Annotated in this window: 21 protein-coding genes and 2 pseudogenes; 14 read left to right on the top strand and 9 right to left on the bottom strand. The window is 44.1% G+C overall.

Going from position 1 to position 25674, the window contains the following annotated elements:
* Positions 1–26 precede the first annotated feature (26 nt).
* The 13 genes from purD (at position 27) to ACPUEY_RS05520 (ending at position 18944) form a co-directional block, all read left to right on the top strand.
* Entirely contained in the window at positions 27–1310 is a 1284-nt protein-coding gene (gene purD, locus ACPUEY_RS05580) for a phosphoribosylamine--glycine ligase (protein ID WP_425121434.1), read from the top strand.
* Positions 1311–2298: 988 nt separating this feature from the next.
* Positions 2299–3171 carry a MetQ/NlpA family ABC transporter substrate-binding protein gene (locus ACPUEY_RS05575; protein WP_425121433.1) on the top strand — a complete coding sequence of 291 codons (873 nt, stop codon included), beginning with the start codon at positions 2299–2301 and terminating at the stop codon, positions 3169–3171.
* A 73-nt stretch (positions 3172–3244) separates the two neighbouring features.
* Positions 3245–4270 (top strand): methionine ABC transporter ATP-binding protein, encoded by a 1026-nt coding sequence (locus ACPUEY_RS05570; protein WP_092819369.1) that lies wholly within the window; start codon positions 3245–3247, stop codon positions 4268–4270.
* Positions 4267–4962, top strand: coding sequence for a methionine ABC transporter permease (locus ACPUEY_RS05565; RefSeq protein ID WP_131274054.1), 696 nt, complete (start codon positions 4267–4269; stop codon positions 4960–4962). The genes ACPUEY_RS05570 and ACPUEY_RS05565 overlap by 4 nt, the downstream gene beginning before the upstream one ends.
* A gap of 407 nt (positions 4963–5369) precedes the next feature.
* Entirely contained in the window at positions 5370–8939 is a 3570-nt protein-coding gene (dnaE, locus tag ACPUEY_RS05560) for a DNA polymerase III subunit alpha (RefSeq protein ID WP_425121432.1), read from the top strand.
* Between the two features lie 33 nt (positions 8940–8972).
* Positions 8973–9830, top strand: a complete 858-nt coding sequence (locus ACPUEY_RS05555) for an RNA methyltransferase (protein WP_425121431.1) — start codon at positions 8973–8975, stop codon at positions 9828–9830.
* Positions 9823–10632, top strand: a complete 810-nt coding sequence (gene cysE, locus ACPUEY_RS05550; protein WP_092819365.1) for a serine O-acetyltransferase — start codon at positions 9823–9825, stop codon at positions 10630–10632. The genes ACPUEY_RS05555 and cysE overlap by 8 nt, the downstream gene beginning before the upstream one ends.
* Positions 10633–10743: 111 nt before the next feature.
* The gene (locus ACPUEY_RS05545; protein WP_131274056.1) at positions 10744–11658 is read left to right on the top strand and encodes an ABUW_2363 family tetratricopeptide repeat lipoprotein; all 915 of its coding nucleotides are present in this window, start codon (positions 10744–10746) and stop codon (positions 11656–11658) included.
* 131 nt (positions 11659–11789) lie between these two features.
* Positions 11790–13799 (top strand): esterase/lipase family protein, encoded by a 2010-nt coding sequence (locus tag ACPUEY_RS05540; protein WP_425121430.1) that lies wholly within the window; start codon positions 11790–11792, stop codon positions 13797–13799.
* A 327-nt stretch (positions 13800–14126) separates the two neighbouring features.
* A complete protein-coding gene (gene mutS / locus ACPUEY_RS05535) occupies positions 14127–16763 on the top strand; it encodes a DNA mismatch repair protein MutS (RefSeq protein ID WP_131274057.1) in 2637 nt (878 codons plus the stop codon).
* Positions 16764–16963: 200 nt separating this feature from the next.
* Complete coding sequence (gene fdxA, locus ACPUEY_RS05530) at positions 16964–17287, top strand: ferredoxin FdxA (RefSeq protein ID WP_067729501.1); 324 nt, start codon at positions 16964–16966, stop codon at positions 17285–17287.
* A 142-nt stretch (positions 17288–17429) separates the two neighbouring features.
* The gene (locus ACPUEY_RS05525; protein ID WP_131274058.1) at positions 17430–18143 is read left to right on the top strand and encodes a D-Ala-D-Ala carboxypeptidase family metallohydrolase; all 714 of its coding nucleotides are present in this window, start codon (positions 17430–17432) and stop codon (positions 18141–18143) included.
* Positions 18144–18278: 135 nt separating this feature from the next.
* Complete coding sequence (locus ACPUEY_RS05520) at positions 18279–18944, top strand: O-methyltransferase (RefSeq protein ID WP_092819502.1); 666 nt, start codon at positions 18279–18281, stop codon at positions 18942–18944.
* A 142-nt stretch (positions 18945–19086) separates the two neighbouring features.
* Here ACPUEY_RS05520 and ACPUEY_RS05515 read toward each other — a convergent pair whose 3' ends face one another.
* The 8 genes from ACPUEY_RS05515 to ACPUEY_RS05480 form a co-directional block, all read right to left on the bottom strand.
* The gene (locus ACPUEY_RS05515) at positions 19087–19929 is read right to left on the bottom strand and encodes a universal stress protein (RefSeq protein WP_131274059.1); all 843 of its coding nucleotides are present in this window, start codon (positions 19927–19929) and stop codon (positions 19087–19089) included.
* A 133-nt stretch (positions 19930–20062) separates the two neighbouring features.
* Positions 20063–20680 carry an acyltransferase gene (locus tag ACPUEY_RS05510; protein ID WP_131274060.1) on the bottom strand — a complete coding sequence of 206 codons (618 nt, stop codon included), beginning with the start codon at positions 20678–20680 and terminating at the stop codon, positions 20063–20065.
* Positions 20673–21272 carry an IMPACT family protein gene (locus ACPUEY_RS05505; protein ID WP_425121429.1) on the bottom strand — a complete coding sequence of 200 codons (600 nt, stop codon included), beginning with the start codon at positions 21270–21272 and terminating at the stop codon, positions 20673–20675. Before ACPUEY_RS05505 ends, ACPUEY_RS05510 begins: the two co-directional genes overlap by 8 nt.
* A gap of 161 nt (positions 21273–21433) precedes the next feature.
* Positions 21434–22180 carry an LPS export ABC transporter ATP-binding protein gene (lptB, locus tag ACPUEY_RS05500; protein ID WP_131274062.1) on the bottom strand — a complete coding sequence of 249 codons (747 nt, stop codon included), beginning with the start codon at positions 22178–22180 and terminating at the stop codon, positions 21434–21436.
* Positions 22180–22746 (bottom strand): lipopolysaccharide transport periplasmic protein LptA, encoded by a 567-nt coding sequence (gene lptA / locus ACPUEY_RS05495; protein ID WP_092819356.1) that lies wholly within the window; start codon positions 22744–22746, stop codon positions 22180–22182. The genes lptB and lptA overlap by 1 nt, the downstream gene beginning before the upstream one ends.
* Positions 22730–23278 (bottom strand): LPS export ABC transporter periplasmic protein LptC, encoded by a 549-nt coding sequence (gene lptC, locus ACPUEY_RS05490; protein ID WP_425121428.1) that lies wholly within the window; start codon positions 23276–23278, stop codon positions 22730–22732. Before lptC ends, lptA begins: the two co-directional genes overlap by 17 nt.
* A gap of 41 nt (positions 23279–23319) precedes the next feature.
* A complete protein-coding gene (locus ACPUEY_RS05485; protein ID WP_425121427.1) occupies positions 23320–23859 on the bottom strand; it encodes a KdsC family phosphatase in 540 nt (179 codons plus the stop codon).
* 3 nt (positions 23860–23862) lie between these two features.
* Positions 23863–24840, bottom strand: coding sequence for a KpsF/GutQ family sugar-phosphate isomerase (locus tag ACPUEY_RS05480; protein WP_425121426.1), 978 nt, complete (start codon positions 24838–24840; stop codon positions 23863–23865).
* Between the two features lie 270 nt (positions 24841–25110).
* Here ACPUEY_RS05480 and ACPUEY_RS05475 point away from each other — a divergent pair.
* A pseudogene (locus ACPUEY_RS05475) lies at positions 25111–25563 on the top strand (DUF1826 domain-containing protein); the annotation flags it as partial.
* A 27-nt stretch (positions 25564–25590) separates the two neighbouring features.
* Here the strand turns inward: ACPUEY_RS05475 and ACPUEY_RS05470 are convergent.
* A pseudogene (locus tag ACPUEY_RS05470) lies at positions 25591–25674 on the bottom strand (IS1 family transposase); the annotation flags it as partial.

Below are 25674 nucleotides of genomic sequence, written 5' to 3'. Positions count from 1 at the left end.
ATTTTCGATTCATGGAGTATGAACCGATGAATATTTTAGTTTTAGGTAATGGCGGTCGTGAACATGCGCTTGCATGGAAAATCGCACAAGATGACAAAGTCGCAAAAGTATTTGTAGCACCGGGTAATGCTGGTACTGCAACCGAAAATAAATGCGAAAATGTTGCCTTAAATATTTTAGATAATGCGGCAATTATCGACTTTGCAAAAAACAATGCAGTTGACTTGATCGTGGTGGGTCCTGAAGCACCACTGGTTAATGGTGTTGTAGATGCATGCCGCGCGGCTGATCTTAAAATCTGGGGTCCAACTCAATTTGCTGCACAGCTTGAAGGCTCTAAAGCCTTTGCCAAGCACTTCTTAAAACGCCATAACATTCCAACAGCTTTCTATGACGTATTTACTGAAGTCGATGCAGCCAAAGCTTTTGTTGAGAAAAATGGCGCACCAATCGTGATCAAGGCCGACGGTCTTGCTGCGGGTAAAGGCGTAATTGTTGCCATGACCAATCAGGAAGCTTTCGACGCCATTGATGACATGCTTGCAGGCAACAAATTTGGTGATGCCGGTTCTCGCGTGGTGATTGAAGAATTCTTGGCAGGTGAAGAAGCATCATTCATTTGCATGATTGATGGCAACAACATTCTACCAATGGCAACTTCACAAGATCACAAACGCATCTTTGAAGGTGACCAAGGTCCAAACACTGGCGGTATGGGTGCTTACTCTCCTGCTCCGGTGGTAACCCCTGACGTGTTCGACAAAGTCATGAAAGAAGTGATGCGTCCTACCGTTGATGGCATGAAAGCGGATGGTCATGTCTATACAGGTTTCTTGTATGCTGGCCTGATGATTGATGAACAAGATCAACCGAAAGTGATCGAATTCAACTGCCGTTTTGGTGACCCTGAAACCCAGCCGATCATGATGCGTTTAAAATCATCACTGGTTGATTTAGTTGAAGCGGGTATTGCGGGTAACTTGCCTGCGGAAGCTGAATGGGATGAGCGTAAGACTGTAGGCATCGTGCTTGCTTCACGTGGTTACCCTGAAACGTCTAGCAATGGTGATGTAATTTCTGGCCTAGACACTGAAATGACAGATACCAAAGTATTCCATGCAGGCACAAAAGCCAATGAAAATGGCGAGATTGTGACTGCTGGCGGTCGTGTACTTTGTGTGACTGCACTCGGCAATACCATTGGTGAAGCACAAACCAAAGCTTTGGAACTTTGCCAGAAAGTGACATTCGACGGCGTTCAATACCGTAAGGATATTGGTTACCGCGCGATTGCACGCGAAAATGCTTGATTGATTTAATTCAGCAAAAAACCCGACGAGTGCGTAATGCCAGTCAGTTAAGAAATTGACTGGCATTTTCTTTTTTAAATTCATGCCTGTATTTGATATGTGGGAAAGTCATCCGCAACTGTTTGAGGCCGGACTCCATTAAAAAATGATTGTTTCTGCGATAAATTTGCTAGTTGATAGTGGCTGACGAGTTTTGCGGTGAGGAGCATTGCTCCGCAAGATGCCTTTGGTCTTACGAAGCAGTGCTTCTCAGGGCGAAACCAAAGTAACAAATGAGCTACAAGAGTTTGATTTAAAACGGTAAGCCTCCGCCATGAATCACTAAAAAATTAAGGAGTTTATTTCTAAACTCCTTAACTGATCAGCATTACGCCGAGTGCGGTTTTTTTGCTTGCTATAGGATGCTTGTTTACCAACATTTTTACAGCATATAGAAATAAACGAACGCGCCCACGGAGAAATCAATAAACACCATAAAATGCAAATACGCGAATTTATGCTAATTAATGAACTTTATCTTTTAGAGAATGAATCAATACCAAACAATGAGTATTTTTATCAATATCCCTTTTTCAGCTTTGTATTTTAAAAAAATTTATATAGAAACAAAATTCTTTTAATTATCCGTTTTATTCATTTCAATAAATTTAATCTATTGTTTTATGAGTTAATTTATAAAAACAGCTCACTTTCTTATGCAAAATTAAGCTAAATATCAGATTTATAATCACTATTATGTATAAAAAAAAATTGTTATGATGTGTCCAATTTTTAGGAATAAGTCATCATGAAAATTGTTTGATTACAGTAATTTGCCTTATTCAAGCATAAAACATCTTCATGATGCTACCGATCTCTAATTGCATTGATGAGCGGGACATTTTAAAGTCATCTGCATCAATCAGTTGATCTGATTCACACTTGATTTAATCTCTCCAATGACATATTCGTAAATTTATCGCCAAATTAGATTTACTAGGACATATACATGAAAAAGCTCCTTGGTCTTGTTTTAGGTCTTTCAGTTGGCTTGTCTGGCTGTGGTAAACAAGAAGCGCCTGCAAATGATGCAGCTCAAACGAAAGACGCAAACGGTCTTCAGACTGTCACTATGGCCTCAACAGGTTCGGATGCCGAAGTCTGGCGTTATATTGCCACGCTTCCAGAAACCAAAGCTGCCGGCATTAAACTTGAAGTGAAAAACTTCACCGATTATGTGTCCATGAACACAGCGGTAGCGAATAAAGAAATTGATGTGAATGCATTCCAGTCTTATGCCTATCTGGTTGCTTTCAATGAATCCAATAAAGATAAGATTGCTCCGCTTTCTACCACTTACCTGGAACCCATGGGCATTTACTCAAGTAAAGTGAAGAAACTGGATGAGTTCAAAACCGGTGCGACCATTGCCATTCCTAATGATGGCGCAAATGAATCACGTGCGTTATTGCTGCTTCAATCTGCCGGTCTGCTCAAATTAAAACCTAATTTTGACAACGTAAAAGGCACCCCTGCCGATGTTGTTGAAAACAACAAAAAAATTGTAATCAAACCGATTCAGATGGCCACTGCTGTACGTGTTAAAGACGAAGTTGATGCGATTGTCCTAGGCAATACCCTGGCAATGGAAGGCGGCTTGAATGTGCTTAAAGATTCTATTTATTATGAGCCAATCGACCAAAGCACCAAAATGAATGTCAACATTCTTGCAGTTGCCGAGGGTCGCCAAAATGACCCATTGTTGAAAAAAGTCGGCGCGTTGTACCACACTGAAGCCGTGAACAAATTTGTTCAGGAAAAATTTGGCGGTACTAAAGTTGACGTAAATAAACCGATTAGCTATCTCACTGAAGCAAAATAGTAATATAATTGGTTCATCTAAACAGGCAAAGTCTCTTTGCCTGTTTTTCTTTTTATAGATAGTTTTTGACCATATGATTGAATTTAAAAATATTTCAAAACACTATCAGCTTAAAGGTCAAACAATTCGTGCCCTGGATCAGATTAATTTACAGATTCCGGATGGCAGTATTTTTGGCATTATTGGCTATAGTGGTGCAGGTAAAAGTACCTTAATCCGCCTGATTAATCTGCTCGAACGGCCAAATGATGGTCAAGTCATCATTCATCAAAAAGATTTTACTGCATTGGATGCACGCTCGTTACGTCAGGAACGTGCCAACATCGGGATGATCTTTCAGCATTTTAATTTGTTGCAGAGCAAAACTGTCGCAGCCAATATCGAAATGCCAATGAAATTATTGGGCTGGAGCAAAGCCGAGCGTGAAAAACGTTTGGCGGAATTGCTCGAGTTTATTGATCTTAAGCATAAAAAAGACGCTTTTCCGGATGAACTGTCTGGTGGGCAAAAACAGCGTGTGGGGATTGCCCGTGCCCTCGCCAATCATCCTAAAATTTTACTCTGTGATGAAGCGACCTCGGCACTGGATCCGCAAACCACCAAGTCTGTGTTAGATTTGCTTAAAAAGATTAATAAAGAACAAGGCATTACCATTGTCATGGTGACCCATGAAATGGACGTGATTGAATCTGTGTGTGATTATGTTGCGGTAATGGAACAGGGTAAAGTGATCGAAACCGGTTCGACGCTGGAAATTTTCAGTCAGCCCCAGCATCCTACCACCAAAAGCTTTATTCAAACCGTGCTGCAACAACAGTTACCGGTGAATATTTTAAATAGCCTGGAAAACAAAAATCATAACAGCATTTATAGTCTGCAATTCCTGGGTACTTCTGCACAAGAGACTGTGGTACAGGCGGCCATTAAGCAGTTTGATATCAGCCTGAATATTCTGTTTGCCAATATGACTGAAATTAATGGCTCTGTGATTGGACAAATGTTTGTCCAGCTGCTAGGTGACCCTGCAGTGATTGAGCAAACCGTTGCGTTTTTCAAGCAAAACGGCGTCAAAGTTGAACAGTCTGGAGTCAGTGCATGAGAGATTTAATTGTTCAGTGGCTAACAGAAATCACCGCACCTTACTGGAAAAGCTCCCTGTCGATTGACCAGTTTGTTACCGCGCTGCAAGAAACCTTCCACATGGTGTTTTTTGCCCTGCTGTTCGGTTGTATCTGGGGCTTTATCCAGGCCATCATTTTATTGGTGACCCGTCCTGAGGGCATTCTGCCAAACCGGGTGATTTATCATGGCTTAAACCCGATTGTAAATGCGCTGCGTTCATTGCCGTTTATTATCTTGCTGATTGCCTTTATTCCCCTGACAAAATTGCTTGTAGGGACATCGATTGGGACATGGGCGGCAATTGTGCCACTAACCATTTATATTGGTCCGTATATGGGCCGATTGATTGAGACTTCATTGCTTGAAGTGAATGAAGGCATTATTGAATCAGCACAAGCGATGGGTGCTTCGCCCATGCAAATCATTTTCAGGTTTATTTTGCCTGAAGCACGCAGTTCTCTCATTTTAAACCTGACCACTGCCACCATTAGCCTGATTGGTGCAACGGCGATGGCAGGTGCTGTGGGTGCAGGCGGTATTGGTGACCTCGCCATTTCTTATGGTTATCAGCGTTTTGACACCAGTGTAGTCATTTTGACCGTGATTGTGCTGTTATTGCTGGTGCAATTTGTTCAGACCTTTGGCGAATGGCTGTCACGATTAAGATAAAAATACACTTAAACCCTCTTCGGAGGGTTTTATTTTAGTGAATAAAGAAAAGATTCGAAATTTACGGATTTTTCCAGAAAGCTTCCCATAGAATCCATCTTGTCATGCGCTATACAGAATGACATCTGGATGTCATCCGTTGGCTTGTCTTGCCTTCAGCTGTAACGCTGTGCCTAAAGTTTTTTCAGGATCTATCATCAAGCCAATAAAAGATTTTTGTTGCCTTGCACAGCAGTACGGCTCATCTTTTAAAAGTAAAAGACCCTGTCTCCTCACTTATAGCCAAATGATCAGTCCAAAAAATCAAATCCAGACTTGACCTAAAAGTTAGCCATTTCCCCTCAATTTCAAACTGAAACAATAAATCCCGTGCTAAACTATCCAGTGGTTTTTGCAGGGACTCATTTATGCACTTTGTTCATCTTGGTATACATACAGAATTTTCAATTACAGAATCTATCGTACGTGTATCTGATCTTATTAAAGCTGCTGCAAATGACGAAATGCCAGCATTGGCCATTACCGACTTGTCCAACCTGCATGCTGCGGTAAAATTCTATAAAAAATGTCTGGATAAAGGCATTAAACCGATTTTTGGTTCTACCCTGCGTCTGAATGATGCAGAGCACAAAGTTACTTTGCTTGCCATGAGCAAAAAGGGATGGCGCAGCTTAACCGAACTGGTTTCTGAAGGCTATATTAGCGGGCAACAGCTGGATATTCCCTGTGTGCAAAAAGAATGGATTTTAAATCAGCAGGAAGATTTAATCGTTCTACTCGGCCAGCACAGTGATGTCGGCAAAATGCTGCTGACTTCCAACCCGCAAAAAGCAGAACCGCTATTGCAGGAGTGGATTGAGAAATTCGGCAACCGTGTTTATTTGGCCTTAACCCGTACCAACCGCCCAGGTGAAGAAGACTTCATTCAGGAAGCGGTCAAACTTGCGAAAAAATACAATATAGGCGTGGTGGCGCATAACGACGTGCACTTCATTACACGGGATGATTTTGAAGCGCATGAAGCCCGGGTCTGTATTGCCGATGGTTATGTACTAGGCGATGACCGTCGCCCGAAAAATTACAGTCCTGAGCAATATTTCAAAACTGCTGAGGAAATGACGGAACTATTTTCCGATATTCCAACTGCGATTGAAAATACCTTCCACATTGCCAAACGCTGCAACGTCAGCCTGCGTTTAGGCTTTAATGACTTGCCGGACTATCCGATTCCGGAAGGTCATACCATTGATACCTACTTTGCGCATTTATCCGAACAAGGTCTGGAAGAACGACTCAACTTCCTGTATCCACCTGAAAAGCGCGGTGAAGACTGGCCGGAAATCCGTAAACCCTATGACGAGCGTTTAGCCTTCGAAGTGAAGATTATTCTCGACATGGGTTTCCCGGGTTACTTCCTGATCGTGATGGACTTTATTCAGTGGTCCAAAGGCAACGGCGTCCCTGTCGGTCCAGGCCGTGGTTCAGGTGCCGGCTCACTGGTGGCATATAGCTTGAAGATTACCGATCTGGATCCCCTGCGTTACGACCTGCTGTTCGAACGTTTCTTGAACCCGGAACGTGTGTCGATGCCCGACTTTGACGTCGATTTCTGTATTGCCGGCCGTGACCGCGTAATTGACTATGTGGCACGGACTTATGGCCGGGACGCGGTATCGCAGATTGCCACTTTCGGGACCATGGCGGCCAAAGGTGCAATTCGGGACGTGGCACGTGTTTTAGGCAAATCCTATGGTCTGGCGGACCGTATTTCCAAAATGATTCCAACCAAGCCCTTGGGTTTGAGCCTGGAAGAATCGCTGGAAGCTGAGCCGCAGCTCAAGGATATTGTCACCAATCCGTCCAACCCGGACAATGACGATGCCGCTGAAATCTGGGAAATGGCACTCAAACTTGAAGGCATTACCCGAAATACCGGTAAGCATGCCGGTGGTGTGGTGATTGCACCGACCAAGCTGACCGACTACTCAGCCGTGATGTGTGATGCCGACGGAACGAACCGTGTTGCCCAGTTCGATAAGGACGATGTCGAAGCGGCCGGTCTGGTCAAGTTCGACTTCTTGGGTCTGCGTAACCTGACCGTGATTGAAGATGCGATTAAGCATATCAATGCACGTGCGGATGTCACTGAACCGGTCAATATTTCCTATATTCCGCTGGACGATAAACCGGCCTACGAAATCTTTGCCAACGCCAACACCACTGCGGTATTCCAGTTTGAATCCGTCGGCATGAAAAAGATGCTGAAAGAGGCACGTCCAAGCAAGTTTGAAGAAATTATTGCCTTCGTGTCCCTGTACCGTCCGGGTCCAATGGATCTGATTCCTGACTTTATTCATCGTATGCATGGCGGTGAGTTTGAATACCTGCATCCCTTACTGGAAAAAGTTCTGGAACCGACCTACGGGATTATGGTGTACCAGGAACAGGTAATGCAGGCTGCACAGTTCTGTGCCGGTTACAGTCTGGGCGGTGCGGATTTGCTGCGCCGTGCCATGGGCAAGAAAAAACCTGAGGAAATGGTCAAACAGCGCCAGATCTTTATTAAAGGTGCTGCTGAAAAAGATATTGATGAAGCAACCGCCAACCATATCTTCGACTATATGGAAAAATTTGCCGGTTATGGTTTCAACAAATCGCATGCTGCCGCCTATGCCCTGGTTGCTTATCAGACGGCATGGCTAAAAGCGCATTATCCTGCAGAATTTATGTCCGCGGTGATGACCTCGGAAATGCAGAACACCGACAACATCGTGTTCCTGATTGATGACTGCCGTATTAATGGTCTGGAAGTTCTTCCCCCATCCATCAATATGTCCTTGTATAACTTCCATGCCAGCAGTCCGAATACCATAGTCTATGGTTTAGGCGCGATCAAAGGCGTGGGTGAAGCAGCAATGCAGTCGGTAATTGATTCACGCATGCAGGATGGTCCTTATAAAGACTTGTTTGATTTCTGCCACCGCGTAGACTTGAAAAAAATCAATAAACGCACCCTTGAAGCACTCATCCGTGCAGGTGCGATGGACTGTTTGGGCATTGAACGTGCCAGCCTGATGGCACAACTGCCTGAAGCGGTTCAAGCCGCAGAACAGGCTCGCTCTAACCGTGAAACCGGCATGATGGACCTGTTTGGTGAAGTTGAGGAAGTTCAGCGCAAACCCGCCAAACCGGTCAAACCGTGGTCAGATGAAGTTCGCCTCAAAGGTGAAAAAGACACCTTGGGACTGTATTTAACCGGACATCCGATTGATGTGTATCGCCCGGAACTCAAGTCTTTTATTCCTGCACGGATTAATGAACTCACGCCTACACGCCGTGGCGTAACTACCGTATTTGCCGGTCTGGTGGTGGATGTCGCCAACTTCCCGAACCGCATGATGGTGACTCTGGATGACGGCACTGCACGTATAGAAGTATCGGCCAATCACGAGCGTTTCCAGCGCTTTAAAGACATCATTCAAAATGAAAAAGTGGTGGTGATTGAAGGCGAGATTTACGAACGTGAAGGTTTTGACCGCCCTATGGGACGACTGACCAAAGCCTTTAGCCTGAATGAAATCCGTCAGAAACGTGCCAACAGCATTCAAATCAAGCTGAATGCGGAACACCTGAATGCTTCACTCAGTCAGGATTTACGCAAAATCTTAACGCCATTCTGCAATGTCGATATGTGCAATCATATCCCGATGCAATTACACATCGATTATCCTTATGCCTCTGCCGATATCAACCTGGGCTTAAACTGGAACGTGGCTCCACTGGATGAATTGCTGGCGAAACTACGTGACTATTTTGGTAAAGACGTGATTCACATTGAATATCAGGTCAAATCCAAAGCAGCCAAGGCCGTCAGTTACGAGCAGGCCATGCCTGCGAATGTCCCGCCGCCGCCAGCCAATGTGAGCATGGATGAAGCAATGGACCTGTATCAGGCTGAAGCCACCCAATATTCCTAATTTTTAAATATTTAAATTCAAATCGGACACCTTATGAGTCAAGTTGACAATGCTGTGGTTTCCGCACATCTCTCTCATGTGCGTATTGTCATGGTCAATACTACCTTGCCTGCCAATATCGGCAGTGCATTACGCGCCATGAAAACCATGGGCCTATCCAAGCTGGTACTGGTGCAGCCTAAAACCTATCCGCATCCCGATATTGATGCCCTGGCTGCAGGCGCAACCGATCTGATTGAACAGATTGAAATTGTACCGACGTTGCAAGAAGCGATTAAGGATTGCCATCTGGTGTTTGGCACCAGTGCGCGTAGCCGCACCATTCCTTGGCCTTTACTGGATGCCCGTCCGGCTGCGGAAAAATCATTGCAGGCTGTGGTGCAAAAACAGCAGGAAGTTGCGGTGATTTTTGGCCGTGAAGATCGTGGCCTGACCAATGAAGAACTGGCAATGGCCAACTATCATGTGACCATTCCGGTCAATAGCGATTATGGCGTACTGAATGTCGCCCAAGCCATTCAGGTGATTTGCTATGAAATGCGCATGGCTGCCATGGCATTGACTGAACAGAAGAAAGATCCGGAAGCCGCCATGCATGTCACCGATGAAATTGACATGCAGTGGGATGAGCCTTTGGTCACCCATGAACAGATGGAACAGTTTTACCCGCATATTGAAAAAATGCTGGCCGAAATTGAATTTATGGACCCGAAAAACCCACGATTATTGCCTTTACGCTTGCGTCGTTTATTTGGACGTATACAATTAGATCGTATGGAATATCATTTACTGCGTGGCATCTTTAGCCGTGTACAGGCATTGAACAATGGTACATGGAAAAAATCTACAGACAAAACAACCGGTTCCTCAGAGGATCAATCTAATGCTTAAACAGCTCAAAGAAGACATCCAAGCTGTATTCGCGCGCGATCCTGCAGCACGAAACACTTTAGAAGTTCTCACTACCTATCCCGGCATTCATGCGCTGATCATGCACCGTATTGCCCATGAACTTTGGCAAAAAGAGTGTAAGGGCTCTGCCCGCCTGCTGTCTTCTTTTAGCCGTTTTGCAACCGGCATTGAAATCCATCCGGGTGCCAAAATCGGTCGCCGTTTCTTTATCGATCATGGCATGGGTGTGGTGATTGGCGAAACGGCTGAAATTGGTGACGATGTCACACTTTATCACGGCGTCACCCTGGGCGGTACCACCTGGAACAAGGGCAAACGTCATCCTACCCTGGAAGATGGCGTGGTGGTGGGTGCAGGTGCCAAAATTCTGGGACCATTTACTGTCGGTAAAAATGCCAAAGTCGGTTCCAATGCCGTTGTCACCAAAGCAGTGCCTCCAAATACAACTGCTGTAGGAAACCCGGCCCGCTTCATTACCAAAGACCAGCCGAAAGATGCAGAAGAAGCCCGCCGTCGTGATTATGCAGAAAGTATTGGCTTCCAGCCGTATGCAGCCACACAGGACCAGTCAGACCCGATTCTGGATGGCATGCGTGTGCTGCTTGACCGGATTCAGCTCAATGAAAAACGCATGAACACCTTATGTCAGCGTTTATCCCTGCTCGACCCGACCTTTAAAAAACAGCAGCAAAAAGAACAGCCTTATAGTGTTGAAGAACTTAAAATTATTGAAGATGTGCGCCGTGAATGCGAAGCGCAAAGCAGTCAATCCAAAGCCTAATTGGCTGTTCTGAATATTAACAAGCCCTTACTTGTATGTTCCTGAGAGTTTTTTTAGACTGAGGAACATACCTATTTCCCAATTTTAAAATTAAATGAACGGATGATCTCTATGACCCTTAAGCCTTTGGCATGTACATTGATTGCTGTTGCTTTACTCTCAGCGTGTAGCTCGACACCGACAAAAGATAAAAAATCAAATGCACCAATCGTTTTCACTGAACCTGAATTGACCGCTCCATTTTACGCACTGAATCCATTTAACTATGATGCACCGCCTCCATTTGAAATTGCCTTACAAAAAGCTGCTGCACAACCTGTAACCAAAATGGAAGTCACACTTCCGGGTGACCCGAGTAAAAAAGTGACCCTAGATGTCAACAAGCTGATTATCCCTACCGTCAACAGCAAGCAGCGTAATGTAAAATATGCAGTCATGGCGGGTGAAAATGAATTTGATGTTACCGAAATTGATGATTTCTTGCAGCTGGTCGAAGGCAAGGCACGCCATTACCCGCCTCGTTTTACTGAACGTCAGGAACGTAAAGGCTTTGAAGCCAAGCTCAAACAAGTGACTCAGCAGCTTGACACCTTGGCTGCTAGAGACAATGCTTCTTTTGATGTATTGATTCGCGCATTTAAAGCCAGTGTTATGGCGCGTAACCTGGACCTGGGTTCAGTCTATACCACCAAGTCTTTAACTTACGCACAGCGCATTTTAAAAATTAACAAAGAAGATGCCGAGGCAAACTTCTGGTTCGGTTTTGGCCTGTCTGAAGGCGGTGGTCAACGTGAAGCCATTCCTTATTTGGACAAAGCCATGAAGGCAGGTGTGCAGGAAGCGTATTTATCTGCGGCAAACAATTACATTGCCATGGAGCAGAAGAAAAATGCGATTCAGGTCTTGAAAAATTACAAGGTGAAATATCCGCAGGAAGCTGAAGTTGCTGACCGTTTAATTGCCGAAATTGAAAAGCAAGGTCGCTGGAATGTATGGCAGGTGCTTAATCCCGCTAAAGCACCTTAATTTTTGCTTTTTTAATGAGCCTTTTAAATAGACCGTTCAGAACGGTCTATTTTTTATGCACGAATTGAAAATTAAAACAAATATCGTATGATGAAGAAAAACTCAAACAAATACTCACGTAGACCATCTTTATGCCAAAACAAATATATAAAGTTTTATTTGCCTCGCTGCTGAGTAGTTACCTGCTCACTGGGTGCCAAATTGTGAGCGTCAAAAGCCAAGGCATTAATGTCACGATTGCCAATGAACGTGAAAGTATTCTTACCCGCAATAAATTGAGTGAAGCCAGTTTAAATGTACTGTCCATGACCGGTCGTGAAGCTAAAATCTGTTCCGACCAACCCGACCAGTGTATTCAGGAACTGCAACAGATTCCGCAAATTCAGGACGAACAGCTGCTCTCTACCTCCAGCGAAATCTACCTGGCCAAAGCCTTGGAATTTGAAAATTCTTCTGAGTGTAAAACCGGTACCTTAACCAGCACCCGATCCGAAGAAAAACAGAAACAGCAACAACTGACCTATGATAAATGTCTGGATCAGCAACTGTATATGCTGGATAAAAGCATCCGCTACAGTTATGCCTACATGTTTAAAACCAAACGTCAGCCCAAAGACCGGATTTTTGACAACCGGCAGGTGCAAATACGTGATTTTTATAATTTGGCACTGGCCAAGCTGGTAACTGCTTATGCCTTGCGGCATAAACCTACTGTAGTTGAGCCGCAGGTCAAGGTCGGCAAAAGTATTTATCAGATCAACTTTGATTACTATCCACAGCTCAAAAATCAGAAAATCGAGCAGCTGCTTTCCAGTTACAACCTGAATTTTTCAGGCTTACGCTCCATTAACCGTCGTGATGGTTTTGGTTCAGAATTTGTCCTGGTTCTACCGCAGGTCAAGGACGATATCGGCGAAGGAAAAAATAAATATATTATCGACCCGATGAATTTCAGCTACAAAAACGGCGTCAATCCGAATATTCATCAGGCCCGCTATTTGGCTGCAACCCTGACCGCACAGCCCAAAGCAGCCAGCAATGTAGAAGACATTTTAAACAATGCAGAATTTGAAATAAAAGCCTTTGATCCGTACAAATATGATCAGGTCAATATGGCCGGCAAGACCTATCCGCTGGCTGGAAACTTTTCTACGCCTTATGGCTTATGGCTGGCACAGAACAATCTCGGTCGGGCAGCCTATTTAACCCTGATTGACCGAGATGACCATCTCACCATGCCGCATTTATACATGCTGGAGCCGTATAATCCGAATAAAAAAGTGATTGTCTTAATCCACGGTCTGGCCAGTAGTCCCGAAGCATGGATTCGCCTGACAAACGACATTATGGGTGACACGGTACTGCGGGAAAATTTTCAGGTCTGGCAGGTGTTCTATTCAACCAATATGCCGATTATGGAAAGCCGCTTCCAGATTTATGCCCTATTGACCCAAGCCTTTGCGCAGGTCGATGCCAATGCCCCGGCCAAAAAAGATGCAGTGCTGGTTGGACATAGCATGGGCGGCATTATTGCCCGGCTTTTGGTCAGTGATGCAGACGTGACCAAAAAAGCGTTATCGATGATGAATAATCGTCAGTTAAACAAGTTTCAGAAATTACCGATTATTTCGCAGCGTCTGGTCATCAAGGACATTCCTAATTTCTCCCGTGCGATTTTTCTGGCCACTCCGCATCGGGGAACCGATTATGCCGATCGCTGGTTTACCAAGGCAGCACGTAAAATCATCCGTATTCCCGGTGCTTTCCTCTCTGCGATTAGCGATAGCATACAAACTCAGGACCTGGACCTCAAAGAACTGTTACAGCAGATCGATCATGGCCTGATTCAAAATGGGCCGAGTGATTTAAGTTATCAGTCCAAGTTTATTGAACTGAGCAAAGACATTAGCCCGCGTAAAGGATTGGCCTTTCATTCCATTATTGGCAATATCACCGATAGTCGCGATATCAATGTGATCACGGATGACGTGGTGCGTTATAAGAGTGCCCATCTGGAGGGTGCCGTTTCGGAAAAAATTATTAAGGGGGGGCATTCCATTCAGGAAACACCGGAAGCCGTTTTAGAATTGCGCCGTATCTTGCGTCTGCATCTGACCAGGCTGGGCCTGCATCAGCCCTAATGTCCGCTTGAGTTTTCCAGCCACATCGACCGGCAGCGTCATGTTCATTGCCGGTCCGATGCCCCTGCTATGCCCGCATAACACTGTTCTTCTAATTTTTATCCATTTACTGCAAAGCATTTTTCGCAATTCATGCAAATTTGGTAAGATGTCTGAGCGACTGAAACGCCGTTTTTTCATAGCTCGGTTTGGCTTGAAAATAACAATAATGCTCAAGCCAGCGTCTAGGATTTTACGATGAGCGTTTCATGCATAAATTTGAAATTGGTGAGACAGCCAAGTTTTTTAAAGATTCGATGTATTTAAATATTTAAGGATTTTACCTCAATGAGTTACCCGGAAATCATGGCTGATCTTTCCACTTTAACCCCGATGATGCAGCAGTACATGAGCGTCAAAATGCAGCATCCGCACTCCCTGATGTTCTATCGTATGGGTGACTTTTATGAACTGTTTTTTGACGATGCCCATAAAGCCGCCAAATTATTGGGGATTACCTTAACCCACCGCGGAAAGGCCAATGGTGAACCGATTCCCATGGCAGGCGTTCCCTATCATGCCGCTGAAGGCTATTTGGCCCGCCTGGTGAAAAAAGGCGAAACCGTGGTCATTTGCGAGCAGCTGGGCGAAGTGACTGGTAAAGGTCCGGTTGAACGCGGTGTGGTACGTATCATTACGCCTGGCACCCTGACCGATGATGCGTTATTGAACAGTCATCAGTCTTCCAATCTGGTTGCACTTTGCTTACATCAGGGGCAGATTGGTATCGCACTGCTGGATTTGAGTGCCGGTATTTTCAAGGTGCAGCAACAGGAATTTCAACAAGAGCAACTGGCAATTGAACTTTCACGCTTAATGCCAAGTGAAATTGTGGTAGATGAAGATATTGTCGATCCGAATATTATCGAGCAGATAAAAAAGCAGCTCGACTGCCCTGTGACCCGTCGTCCCAATGTCGACTTCAACTTAAATAATGCGCAAAAAACCTTATGTGACCAGTTTGCAGTCGCTACCCTTTCCGGTTTTGGAATTGATCATTTACCGCTGGCCAAGGCTGCGGCAGCGGCACTGATCCATTATGCCAAAGAAACCCAGAAAACCGCTTTACCGCATATCCGCTCCATTCAGCTGGAACAAAGCAGTGACTTTATTGCTTTAGATCCGGTCACACGACGTAATCTGGAACTGGTGGAACCCTTATTCGAACATGGAACCTCCCTGTTCCAGCTCATTAATGACTGCCAGACTGCCATGGGCGCTCGACTGCTGAGCCGTACCCTGATGCAGCCCTTGCGTGATACCAAAATACTTGATGCCCGTCTGGATGCTATTGCCGCCATGTTGGGTGGTTATCATGAAGCACCGATTCGTCTAGTCCTTAAAGAGATCAGTGATATTGAACGTGTACTGAGTCGTGTCGCTTTAGGCAGTGCACGTCCACGTGATCTGGTACAGCTACGTCAGGCCTGTGCGCAAATTCCTTTCTTGCGTCATGCCCTTCAGCCAATGGTACAAGCCAAGCAATCCGTTCTGATTCAGCAACTGACAGATGAGCTGGGAGATTTTCATGGCCTGCATCAACGCCTGATGTCTGCGATTGTCGAAAATCCACCAGTATTACTCCGTGATGGCAATGTCATTGCAGAAGACTTTGACAGTGAACTGGATGAGCTGCGTAAAATCCGCGATCATGCGGGCCAGTTCCTGATTGATCTGGAAGCTCAAGAGCGTGCCAACACCGGCATTTCAACCCTGAAAATTGGCTATAACCGGGTCAGTGGCTACTATATTGAACTGACCCGCGCCCAAGCCGAGCAGGCACCGGATCATTACATCCGTCGTCAGACCTTGAAAAATGCCGAACGCTATATCACGCCCGAACTGAAATCTTTTGAAGATAAAGTCTTGTCGAGTGAATCACGTGCCCTTGCGCGTGAAAAAATGCTGTTTGAAATGCTGCTGGATGAATTACGTCAGGACATCGGCAATTTACAAATGATGAGCAGCGCGATTGCACAGATAGACATGCTGGCCAATTTTGCCCATCAGGCGCGTTTACGCAACTGGTCCCGTCCAGAATTCAGCCCTGAAATTGGGGTCAAAATTGTGGCAGGCCGGCACCCGGTGGTGGAAGCCTTAAGCAAAACCGCCTTTACTCCGAATGACACCAGCTTAGATTACAATCACCGTATGGCCATTGTAACCGGGCCGAATATGGGTGGTAAATCGACCTTTATGCGCCAAACCGCGCTGATCAGTTTACTGGCCTATTGCGGTTCCTATGTGCCTGCCCAGTCCGCAGTATTAGGGCCTATTGATCGGGTGTTTACCCGTATCGGTTCAGCAGATGACTTATCCACTGGTAAATCGACCTTTATGGTGGAGATGACCGAAACCTCACAAATTCTGCATCATGCCACCAACCAGTCTTTGGTGCTGATGGATGAAGTCGGACGCGGAACCAGTACTTACGATGGCCTGTCTTTGGCTTGGGCCTGTGTGATCGACCTGAGCAAACGGATTAAATGCCTGTGCCTGTTTGCCACCCATTATTTTGAACTCACTGAACTGGGCAAGGAATCGGGAATTGATAACTATCATGTCACGGCCAAGGAACTGAACGGTAATCTAATACTGCTGCACAAGGTTCAGCATGGCCCTGCCAGTCAAAGCCATGGCTTACAGGTGGCAAAACTGGCCGGCATTCCTGCCAGCGTGATCAAAGAGGCGCAAAACCGCTTGAAGATTCTGGAAAAGCAGCAGCATCAACAGGTCAATAAGGTAGTACAAAATGATCTGTTTAGCGCAATCGATGAACCGGCTGTAGAAGTTATAGAACGTGTAGTGGAAATTGAAAAAGATGTGCCTGCACTGAATCTGTTAAGATCGCTGGATGTGGACAATCTTTCTCCGCGGGAAGCCTTGCAACAGATTTATGCCTTAAAAGATGCCCTGGAAAGCTAGTTTAAATCTGCGCCAGAAAAAGACTTCTAAATAGAAGTCTTTTTCATTTACTACATATATTTAAATAAATATTCAATTTTTATTAAAATTAACAGCCTTATATATAATAAATATCAATAAAAGCAATTGTTAGTTAGCAGCATTTTTGCCTAAAATACAGCAAGAGTAACTAGAACCATATTTTTTAGGTAGCTGTCGCCATGACCTTTGTTGTCACTGAAAATTGTATTAAATGTAAATACCAAGACTGCGTAGAAGTTTGTCCGGTAGATTGTTTCTACGAAGGTCCAAATTTCCTCGTGATTAATCCAGATGAATGTATTGACTGTGCATTATGCGAACCTGAATGCCCGGCAAATGCTATTTTCTCGGAAGATGAGTTACCTGAAGGTCAGGAAGTCTTTATTGAACTGAATGCTGAACTGTCGCAAAAATGGCCAAATATCACTCAAATTGGTGATCAGCCTGCCGATCGTGAAGAATGGAACGGTAAAACAGACAAGTTACAGTATCTGGAAAAATAAGACTGTTCTTGGACTTGCAAAAAAGATCAGCAAATGCTGATCTTTTTTTATACTTAAAAAAACATTTGATTGCAATATTTTCAAATTTTATCCTTCAAATTGGATTAAAATAGCTCGTATTTATAAATATTTGATTTCTATAATGAAGCATGTTTTAAAGGGCTTACTGGGCATAAGCCTAGTCCCACTTGTCATGATTGGATGTAGCACATCTCCTCATAAACAAGGGCAAATACCCGATGGAAAACGGATCTTCATTCCTCAAGAACGTATTAGCCTTGAGCGCCCAATTCCACCTAAAACAGTACCTTATGTTTATAATTCATGGATTGCCATCGGCGATAATTTACATCGTGTCCGTGAATATGAAAGTTTTCTGGAACGCAATGGGGTCGGCAATATTATTCCGAGTTTCGAATTGTTGCGTTCTGCTCGTGACTGGCAAAAATGTGGCCGTGCCCAATACATGATTCCAAATCGTGAATTGTGGAGCAATCAAATTGCAACCTTACGAGTCTTTAAATATCTGGTTGCCGCCAAAGTGCTTACCGACTTTGAAGTGACCTCCGTTTATCGGGATTTGCCGCTTAACCAGTGTGCCGGTGGTGCAAATTCATCACGTCACTTATTCAATTCGGCAATCGATTTTCGCATTGGACCTGCAGTTCCCCAAGCTGAAGATTTTGCTTTTATTGAAAACACCAAATTTAAATTGTGCCAGTTTTGGGCCCAGTACGGACAAAGCCTGAATATGGGGTTGGGCTTGTATGCTTCTGGTCAAATCCATATTGATACTCAAGGTTACCGTACTTGGGGGCCAGACCTGTCACGCCACAGCTCGATGTGTAATTTTTAAAACCGTGTATTGCGTTAAAAAAGAGATCTTGCTGATCTCTTTTTTATTTTCCCTTTTTCAATAAATCAAAACGATAAATTGCACTCTGAATGGAAAGGTTTAAAATGCATGCATCGCAACACAGGTGACCAGACTATGCAACAAATGTGGACAGAGATTGATGCTTACATCGATGCACATTTAATTCCAGAAGACCCCATTCTGCTACAGACATTAAAAAACACTGAAGATAAAGGTTTTCCAGATCACCTCGCCGTCGCGCCCAATCAGGGCATGCTGCTGCAAATGCTGATTCAGATGAACAAATGCAAGCGCGTGCTTGAACTTGGTACTTTTGCTGCCTACAGCACCATGTGGCTGGCTCGTGCCCTGCCTGATGATGGCTACATCCTGACCATTGAAGGTCGTGATACCCATGCAGCTTTGGGTCAGGAAAACATTGATCGTGCCAAACTTCCGCAGACCATTGATCTTAAAGTCGGTCGTGCTGCAGACGTATTAAAGGCATTACCTGCCGATTTTGAGCCCTTTGACTTTGTGTTTATTGATGCCGACAAACAAAGCTATGCAGAGTATCTAGAACTCAGCTTAAACCTGTCCCATTCAGGGACCATTATTGTGCTGGATAATGTGATTCGCGCTGGTGAGATCATTAATCCTGACAATCACAAACCAAGTATTGAGGGCATTCGCGATATGTTTGCAGCCTTGCAAGACCATCCTCGAATTCTCTCTTGTACCGCATTACAAACAGTTGGCAGCAAAGGCCATGATGGATTTGCCCTGGCCATAGTGAAATAATATGACACAAAGGTTAAAAAACAGTCTTTTTGTTTTTCTATTTTTTTATTAATAACTTACAAATATTGTCCATATAGTTATCCACAAGTTATGCGGATAACTATGTACAATTATTCATCACACTGATCAAGTGCGAATGAACTTATTTCACCACCAGTAAGGGTACGGTTGAATTTCGGAAGATACTGGTTGCCACGCTTCCCAAAAAGAACTGGCGAATTTTACTGTGACTAAATGCGCCGAGCAATATCAGTTGTATGCCGTGTTCGCTTTGGTATTCCAGTATATTTTCCGAGACATCGCCATAACGGTATTCCGTCACCACATCCATTCCGGCATCACGTAAATACTGTGAAGGCTCATTCAGTATTTCCGGATGATCTCCTACATATAACAGGTGACATTGCAATAATCTGAGTAAATCACTTTGCGCGACACGTTTCATCAGATTAACGCAGGTCGGTGAATATTCATAGGCAAAAATGAATCGTGTGGGTGGCTTAAACTGTTCCCCCACAGTCATGATGGTACATTTTGCGCCACGGATAAAATTTTCCACATTACTGCCTATTGGTTTGTTGCGTTCCGCAGAACGCTCTCCGACCCGGCCAATAATGGCAATGTCATCTTCTTTAAGCACATGAAAACTTTGCTCCAGGAAATCGCCTTTTTCCTGAAGATGCGAGGCGTTAATCTGATACTTCTGCTGAATCATGTCAGAAATATGATTTAAAAGATTGTTGCTGTAATCCAGTGCCAGTTCACTTTGTTTCTGTTCAAGTTCTGCCAGTTCTTTCAGTAACATTGCATTACTTTCAAAACCAATCACCCCACTGATTTCACCCAAATGATAACTTGCTGGGTAATAGTCTAAAACCTGTAATAATACCAATTCACGTTGTGTCTGCTTTGCGACCCATGCTGCAGCTTCGGCAACTGCATTTACGCATGGAGAAGAATCAATACAAGCGATTACACGTTTCATTTTCGCCTCGCTTTTCGCCTATACAGGCTTTAAGTCTAATTGTTATTTTTAACTTAGCATAACTCTTCACCACTGTGCATGCTTTTATGTAATTAAACTTACTGGCTGATTCATATTCATTTTATTGGATTTTTTAATCCCGATGACGAATAAACTTCGCCGGATTCCCGGCAACAATAGTCGCCTTTTCAACATTTTTTGTGACCATGCTATTCATGCCCACAATGGCATGAGCATCAATTTTTACTCCATCTTTGACACCGACATGCGCGCCCAGCCACACATCCTGCCCAATCTCGATGCCCTGAGAACGTACCGGTTGCTGGTAAATGGGCTGTGCAAGCTCCATGCCGTGGTCAAAGGCATACAAATGACAGTATGCCGCCATACGCACCTGGTCATGCAGCTTGATGCCCATACGTCCACCATCCAGAATGCAGTGATGGTTGATGGCCACTTCATTGCCAATTTCTAAAGGGCCATGCAAGGTACAGTCTGCGGCAATAAAGGTATTATCGCCAATCGTTATTTTCCGGCCCGGCTCGGCAAAAATATGGGCCAGCGGTGAAATAAAACAGTTTTCACCAATTTCGACGGTTTCCATTTCCATCAAATAAGCTTGATATTCTTTTTGCCATTGCTCTGCCCAGCCGCGATTTTTCGGTTTTAATGACCAGTACAGCCAGGGCATGTAATTCAAACGGTGCTTATGCTGTTCACGATATTTTAAAAGCGGGTCTTGCTCAGTCATGTTCAGGCTCTTCTATAATTTTGAGTTGTTCGCGCCCGCGAGTTACATCCTGTATTTTCAGTGTCAAAGGCTGAATCTGATGGACTTGTAATAGGGCTTCGACCTGTACGCCTGTGGCGGTATATTGTTCCTGAAATTCGATGTGTTGCTGGTTCAGCTCATATTGAAAAATAGCCCACTCATTAAACTGGCAGGCAAAACTGATTTTTTTCTTTTCAATCAGCTCAATTTTTTCCGCCAGTAACAGGCACTGCCCGGCACAACCGCCATAGGCGCGAACCAGACCGCCAGTTCCCAGTTTAATACCACCATACCAGCGGTTGACCAGAACAATGACATTGGTCAATTCATTGCCTTCAATCGTGGCCAGAATCGGTCGGCCTGCTGTGCCGGACGGCTCTCCAGCATCATTAAAACGGACATTGTGACCAATTTTCCATGCCCAGCACTGATGTGTGGTGGTGATATCTTTATGCAGTTCTAAAAAATCTTTTACTGCCTGTTCATTTTCTACAGGAGCAGCAATCGCCTGAAAGCGACTTTTCTTAATGTCTTCTTCAAAAGTAACGGATGAGGCAATGGTAAATGGCATAAATCTGGAATAAATAACAACACAACGGCAGTATAGCCTGTTTTGAATGGCTTGCAGATACAAAAAAACCTTCTATAAAAGAAGGTTTTTAAATTAAAAAAGTATTTTAAGTTAAATGATACTGTAATTTATAAGATTAGATCATTCTGATTAAACTTTAACTAAACGGTAAAGTCTTCACCCAAATAAACTTTACGCACAGTATCATTTGCAAGCACTTCTTGAGGTGTACCCTCTGCAATTACCGCACCTTCACTGACAATATAGGCATGCTCACAAATCGCCAAAGTTTCACGGACGTTATGATCGGTAATCAGCACCCCAATTCCACGGTCTTTAAGATTACGAATAATATCCTTGATGTCTCCGACAGAAATAGGGTCGACCCCGGCGAAAGGTTCATCCAACAGCATAAACTTAGGATCGGCAGCCAAAGCACGGGCAATTTCTGCACGGCGGCGTTCACCACCGGACACACTCATGCCCAGTGAATCTTTAATATGACTGATTTTAAAGTCAGCCAGCAATTCATTTAAACGCTGTTGACGCTGCTGTTTGTTCAAATCCTTACGGGTTTCAAGAATCGCCATAATATTTTCAGAAATCGTCAGTTTTCTAAAAATGGAAGCTTCTTGCGGCAAGTAACCAATACCCTTACGCGCACGCTCATGCATGGCCAAGTCGGACAAATCAAGATCATCCAAGTGAATCTCGCCCTTGTCCATTCGAACCAAACCCACCACCATATAGAAACTTGTGGTTTTACCTGCACCATTTGGACCAAGCAGGCCTACAATCTGCCCACTCTGCATCTGGAAAGAAACATCCTTGACGACCCATCTTTTACTATAGTTTTTTGCCAGATGTTTAATACACAAGGTTTGGGGTTGATTTAGCGATTGATCCATTAATCACGTGCTCCCGGGAATGATTTTGAGCTAGATGGCGGAATAACAATTTGTACGCGACCTGAAGATGAACCGGTACTGTTTGGTGTGCCCGTTGCCTCAACATCACCCTTATTCATGCTGTATTTCAAAGTATTACCGCGGATACTTGCCCCATCCTGCTGTAAAAATGCATTGCCAGACAAGGTGATAATGCCAGTTTGGGCATTATAAACAATTTTCTGCGCCTGACCTTTTGCCAAACCCTTATTCACCTCGGTTTGTTGTTGAAAACGTGCCGGACCGCCTGTCGCCGTAATGCTACTGATCTGTTTTTGACTGTTCAGATTGGCAACAATAGAGTTGGCTTGCAATCTCATGGTGCCCTGTTCGATGATGACATTTCCGCTATAGGTCGTCACCCCGGATTTTTCATTATAGGTAGCACGGTCAGCAACCAGTGAAATAGGCTGATTTCGGTCAGATGGAATGGCAAACGCCGCTGCCGACGAGAATACAACCAAACCGGCTAAAGCTGCCTGTTTAAGCAAAGTTTTAGACAATGTAAGCTTAAGATTGTGGTTCATATTTTCCTCGAATATTAAAAAATTCGTATTGACCGTCATTTAGATTGGCTTTCAGCCCCTGGCTTACAAATTCAGCTTGCGGAGATTGCACAGTGACCTGTTTATTTGTCTCAATTTCCCGAGTTTTAGGATATCCGGTTAATTCCTGGGTCTGAAACTGCATTTTGCCCTGTGGCATCAACTTGGTCGCCACGACATTTCCCGACAGAATCACCCGTTGATTGTCATCATAACTGTTCGCCACTTTGGCATAAAAAGTGGCATCAACTGCGCCATTTTTATACAGCGAGGCATTCAGGTTTTCCAGTTTGGCCGTTTCCTTTTGCATGTCCTGTTCCATACGGTCGACCTGAGCACGGGCATACAAATTACCGTTGTCATCGGTTTGAGTCAGGTTAATTTTTTCAGCGGAATAGGTCATGCTTCTGGCTGAATCAACCTCGAGCTTGTTGCCCTTACCACTGTAATAGTAGTAACCACCACTTATAGCTGCAATTGCTATAGCAGTCAGGTATAAAACTTTTGTATCCATAAGTGTGGCACTTAACTCAAATTCAATGAATTGTTTAACAATTAATGTGGGGCAGCGGTATAGCTTTCAAGCAGTTGTTCATAAGCCCCTTTGGCCGTCAGAATCATGTCGCAGATTTCACGCACTGCACCACGACCACCCATGGCCTGAGTGACAAGGTCAGCACGGCGTCGAACTTCGACATGACCATTCGGAACAGTCACTTTCATACCGGCAATGGCAAATGCCGAAAGATCAGGCCAGTCATCGCCCATATATAAACAGTCTTCTGGAGCAACATTCAATTGGGCACAGGCTTCGCGTAATGCAGTGCCTTTGTCTTCACGGCCCTGGAAAACCAGGTCTACACCCAAGTCAGACATGCGCTTTTCTACAATATTGCTTTTACGTCCAGTAATAATAATGACTTTTACACCGGCTTTCTGTACGAGTTTCATACCTAAACCATCACGGATATCAAAGGACTTGATTTCATCCCCAGTATTGGTCAGGGTGACAAAACCATCACTCAGAATTCCATCGACATCAAGAACCAAAGCTTCAACATGGCGCGCCTGTTCCAATAAAATATAAGATGCCATTTCTTAATTCACCCCGGCTTGAATCAGGTCATGCATGCTAATCACGCCAATAACCTTGTTTGCACTATCTACTACAACAAATTGATTGATTTTCTTTTCGTTCATGCGCTCTAGGGCTTCAACGGCACGTGCCTCTTGCGAAATGGTCAATGGACTTTTAGTCATGACCTCAGAAACCGGCAAGTTCACATCAAAGCCTTGTTGTTTATCAATTAAACGACGTAAATCACCATCAGTAAAAATACCCAATAGAACGTCATTTTGGTCGACAATTGTGGTTAAACCTAGGCGTTTGTTTGAAATTTCGTATAAAACCTGGTTCATTGGTGTATCTGGAGAAACTTTTGGCAATTCTGTACCTGTGTGCATGAGGTGTTCGACATGCAACAACAAGCGTTTACCCAAGGCGCCGGCAGGATGAGACAGCGCAAAATCATCGGCAGTAAAGCCACGTGCATCCAGCAAGGCAACTGCCAAGGCATCGCCTAAAGCCAGAGTTGCCGTGGTGCTTGATGTCGGTGCCAGACCCAGTGGACAGGCTTCCTGAATATTCCCCAAAGTTAAGGCCACATCGGCATTTTGCGGCATAGGGCCTTTGTTGTCGCCACTAATGGTAATTAGAGGAATTTCCAGACGCTTGATTAATGGCATAAGCATCATGATTTCATCACTCTTGCCCGAGTTAGAAATGGCAATCAGCACATCGCCAGGAACCAGCATGCCTAAATCGCCATGTCCCGCTTCACCTGGATGCATAAAGAATGACGGTGTACCTGTAGAAGCAAAGGTTGCTGCCATTTTACGGCCGATATGCCCTGACTTACCCATACCGGTAATGACTAAACGCCCTCGACACTTCAAGATGATTTCACAGGCACGACTAAAACGATCATCAATTTGTGTTGCCAATATTTCCAGTGCTTGTTCTTCTATACGCAAAGTTTCTAATGCAACTTTTTGAAAGTCTATTTGATTTGGCATATTTGGTGGGTTCAAAATAGGTTTACCTTTACTCTATACAGAGTTGATTCAATCAAGCAAAAAATAATTTTCGCAATTTTATCATATCTATGCAAATGTCACGTTTCTAAATTACAAGATTTCAATAATTGTGCAGAAATTATGGTGAGTGAACCTAGGTTTATCGCGAACTTCATCCTTACTCTCTTCAGGTCATGTGTCATGAATCATTCTGCATTTATGTAAAGCTGAGTGTATATTATTAGACTTGGTTGATTATTTAATTCTCATATGAAAAATACGCTTTCTGATCACAAGCAAATTGGTGTGGTTGCCACTTTTCCTGAACTGGTCAATTCCAAGTTTCAAGGAAATATAAATGCCATGTGCTGGTATAGAAATCTGGCTGGTGATTTTAAAGAAATCGTGACTAAACTGGAATTAAAAGAGAATATTACTGAAGTTTCTGTGGAAGATCTTTTAGCGCTGCAACTTTCAGAACAAGGTCATCTGGCTCGGGAAGTGATCTTAAGCGATATCCAGCTATTAACCGATTTCGGAGCCTCCCCATCTCTTAATTTACTTAAAAGTTATGAACGGGATGAAGGGCTGGATTTCATTTCAACAGATGTGTATTCCTATCACGTGGACCGCTCACCTATAGAAACCGATACTTTTTTATGTACTTATTCTGGTTGTGCCAGTGATATTTTGCCAAATGATCAGGTTGAGCAAAAGATTTTGGGTGGTGTTTCAAAAAGTATGCTAGCGTTAAACAAATCCGTTATTAAGGTAAAAGAAAGTCAAATCAAAGGCTTTAAAATGATTTTCGAGCTTTTTAGAAAAGTTGCAACT

This window comes from Acinetobacter sp. G11, assembly GCF_049808495.1.
GTDB classification, from domain to species: Bacteria; Pseudomonadota; Gammaproteobacteria; order Pseudomonadales; family Moraxellaceae; genus Acinetobacter; species Acinetobacter kookii.
This window is presented reverse-complemented; position numbering and strand designations above follow the sequence as displayed.

Excerpts from the sequence above, each read along its gene's own strand:
- ACPUEY_RS05575 (WP_425121433.1), top strand. The coding sequence starts at position 2,299 with ATGAAAAAGCTCCTTGGTCTTGTTTTAGGTCTTTCAGTTGGCTTGTCT.
- mutS (WP_131274057.1), top strand. The coding sequence starts at position 14,127 with ATGAGTTACCCGGAAATCATGGCTGATCTTTCCACTTTAACCCCGATG.
- ACPUEY_RS05525 (WP_131274058.1), top strand. The coding sequence starts at position 17,430 with ATGAAGCATGTTTTAAAGGGCTTACTGGGCATAAGCCTAGTCCCACTT.
- ACPUEY_RS05480 (WP_425121426.1), bottom strand. The coding sequence starts at position 24,840 with ATGCCAAATCAAATAGACTTTCAAAAAGTTGCATTAGAAACTTTGCGT.
- fdxA (WP_067729501.1), top strand. The coding sequence starts at position 16,964 with ATGACCTTTGTTGTCACTGAAAATTGTATTAAATGTAAATACCAAGAC.
- ACPUEY_RS05565 (WP_131274054.1), top strand. The coding sequence starts at position 4,267 with ATGAGAGATTTAATTGTTCAGTGGCTAACAGAAATCACCGCACCTTAC.
- ACPUEY_RS05520 (WP_092819502.1), top strand. The coding sequence starts at position 18,279 with ATGCAACAAATGTGGACAGAGATTGATGCTTACATCGATGCACATTTA.
- ACPUEY_RS05515 (WP_131274059.1), bottom strand. The coding sequence starts at position 19,929 with ATGAAACGTGTAATCGCTTGTATTGATTCTTCTCCATGCGTAAATGCA.
- ACPUEY_RS05510 (WP_131274060.1), bottom strand. The coding sequence starts at position 20,680 with ATGACTGAGCAAGACCCGCTTTTAAAATATCGTGAACAGCATAAGCAC.
- purD (WP_425121434.1), top strand. The coding sequence starts at position 27 with ATGAATATTTTAGTTTTAGGTAATGGCGGTCGTGAACATGCGCTTGCA.
- lptC (WP_425121428.1), bottom strand. The coding sequence starts at position 23,278 with ATGGATACAAAAGTTTTATACCTGACTGCTATAGCAATTGCAGCTATA.
- lptB (WP_131274062.1), bottom strand. The coding sequence starts at position 22,180 with ATGGATCAATCGCTAAATCAACCCCAAACCTTGTGTATTAAACATCTG.
- ACPUEY_RS05545 (WP_131274056.1), top strand. The coding sequence starts at position 10,744 with ATGACCCTTAAGCCTTTGGCATGTACATTGATTGCTGTTGCTTTACTC.
- lptA (WP_092819356.1), bottom strand. The coding sequence starts at position 22,746 with ATGAACCACAATCTTAAGCTTACATTGTCTAAAACTTTGCTTAAACAG.
- dnaE (WP_425121432.1), top strand. The coding sequence starts at position 5,370 with ATGCACTTTGTTCATCTTGGTATACATACAGAATTTTCAATTACAGAA.
- cysE (WP_092819365.1), top strand. The coding sequence starts at position 9,823 with ATGCTTAAACAGCTCAAAGAAGACATCCAAGCTGTATTCGCGCGCGAT.
- ACPUEY_RS05540 (WP_425121430.1), top strand. The coding sequence starts at position 11,790 with ATGCCAAAACAAATATATAAAGTTTTATTTGCCTCGCTGCTGAGTAGT.
- ACPUEY_RS05570 (WP_092819369.1), top strand. The coding sequence starts at position 3,245 with ATGATTGAATTTAAAAATATTTCAAAACACTATCAGCTTAAAGGTCAA.
- ACPUEY_RS05555 (WP_425121431.1), top strand. The coding sequence starts at position 8,973 with ATGAGTCAAGTTGACAATGCTGTGGTTTCCGCACATCTCTCTCATGTG.
- ACPUEY_RS05485 (WP_425121427.1), bottom strand. The coding sequence starts at position 23,859 with ATGGCATCTTATATTTTATTGGAACAGGCGCGCCATGTTGAAGCTTTG.
- ACPUEY_RS05505 (WP_425121429.1), bottom strand. The coding sequence starts at position 21,272 with ATGCCATTTACCATTGCCTCATCCGTTACTTTTGAAGAAGACATTAAG.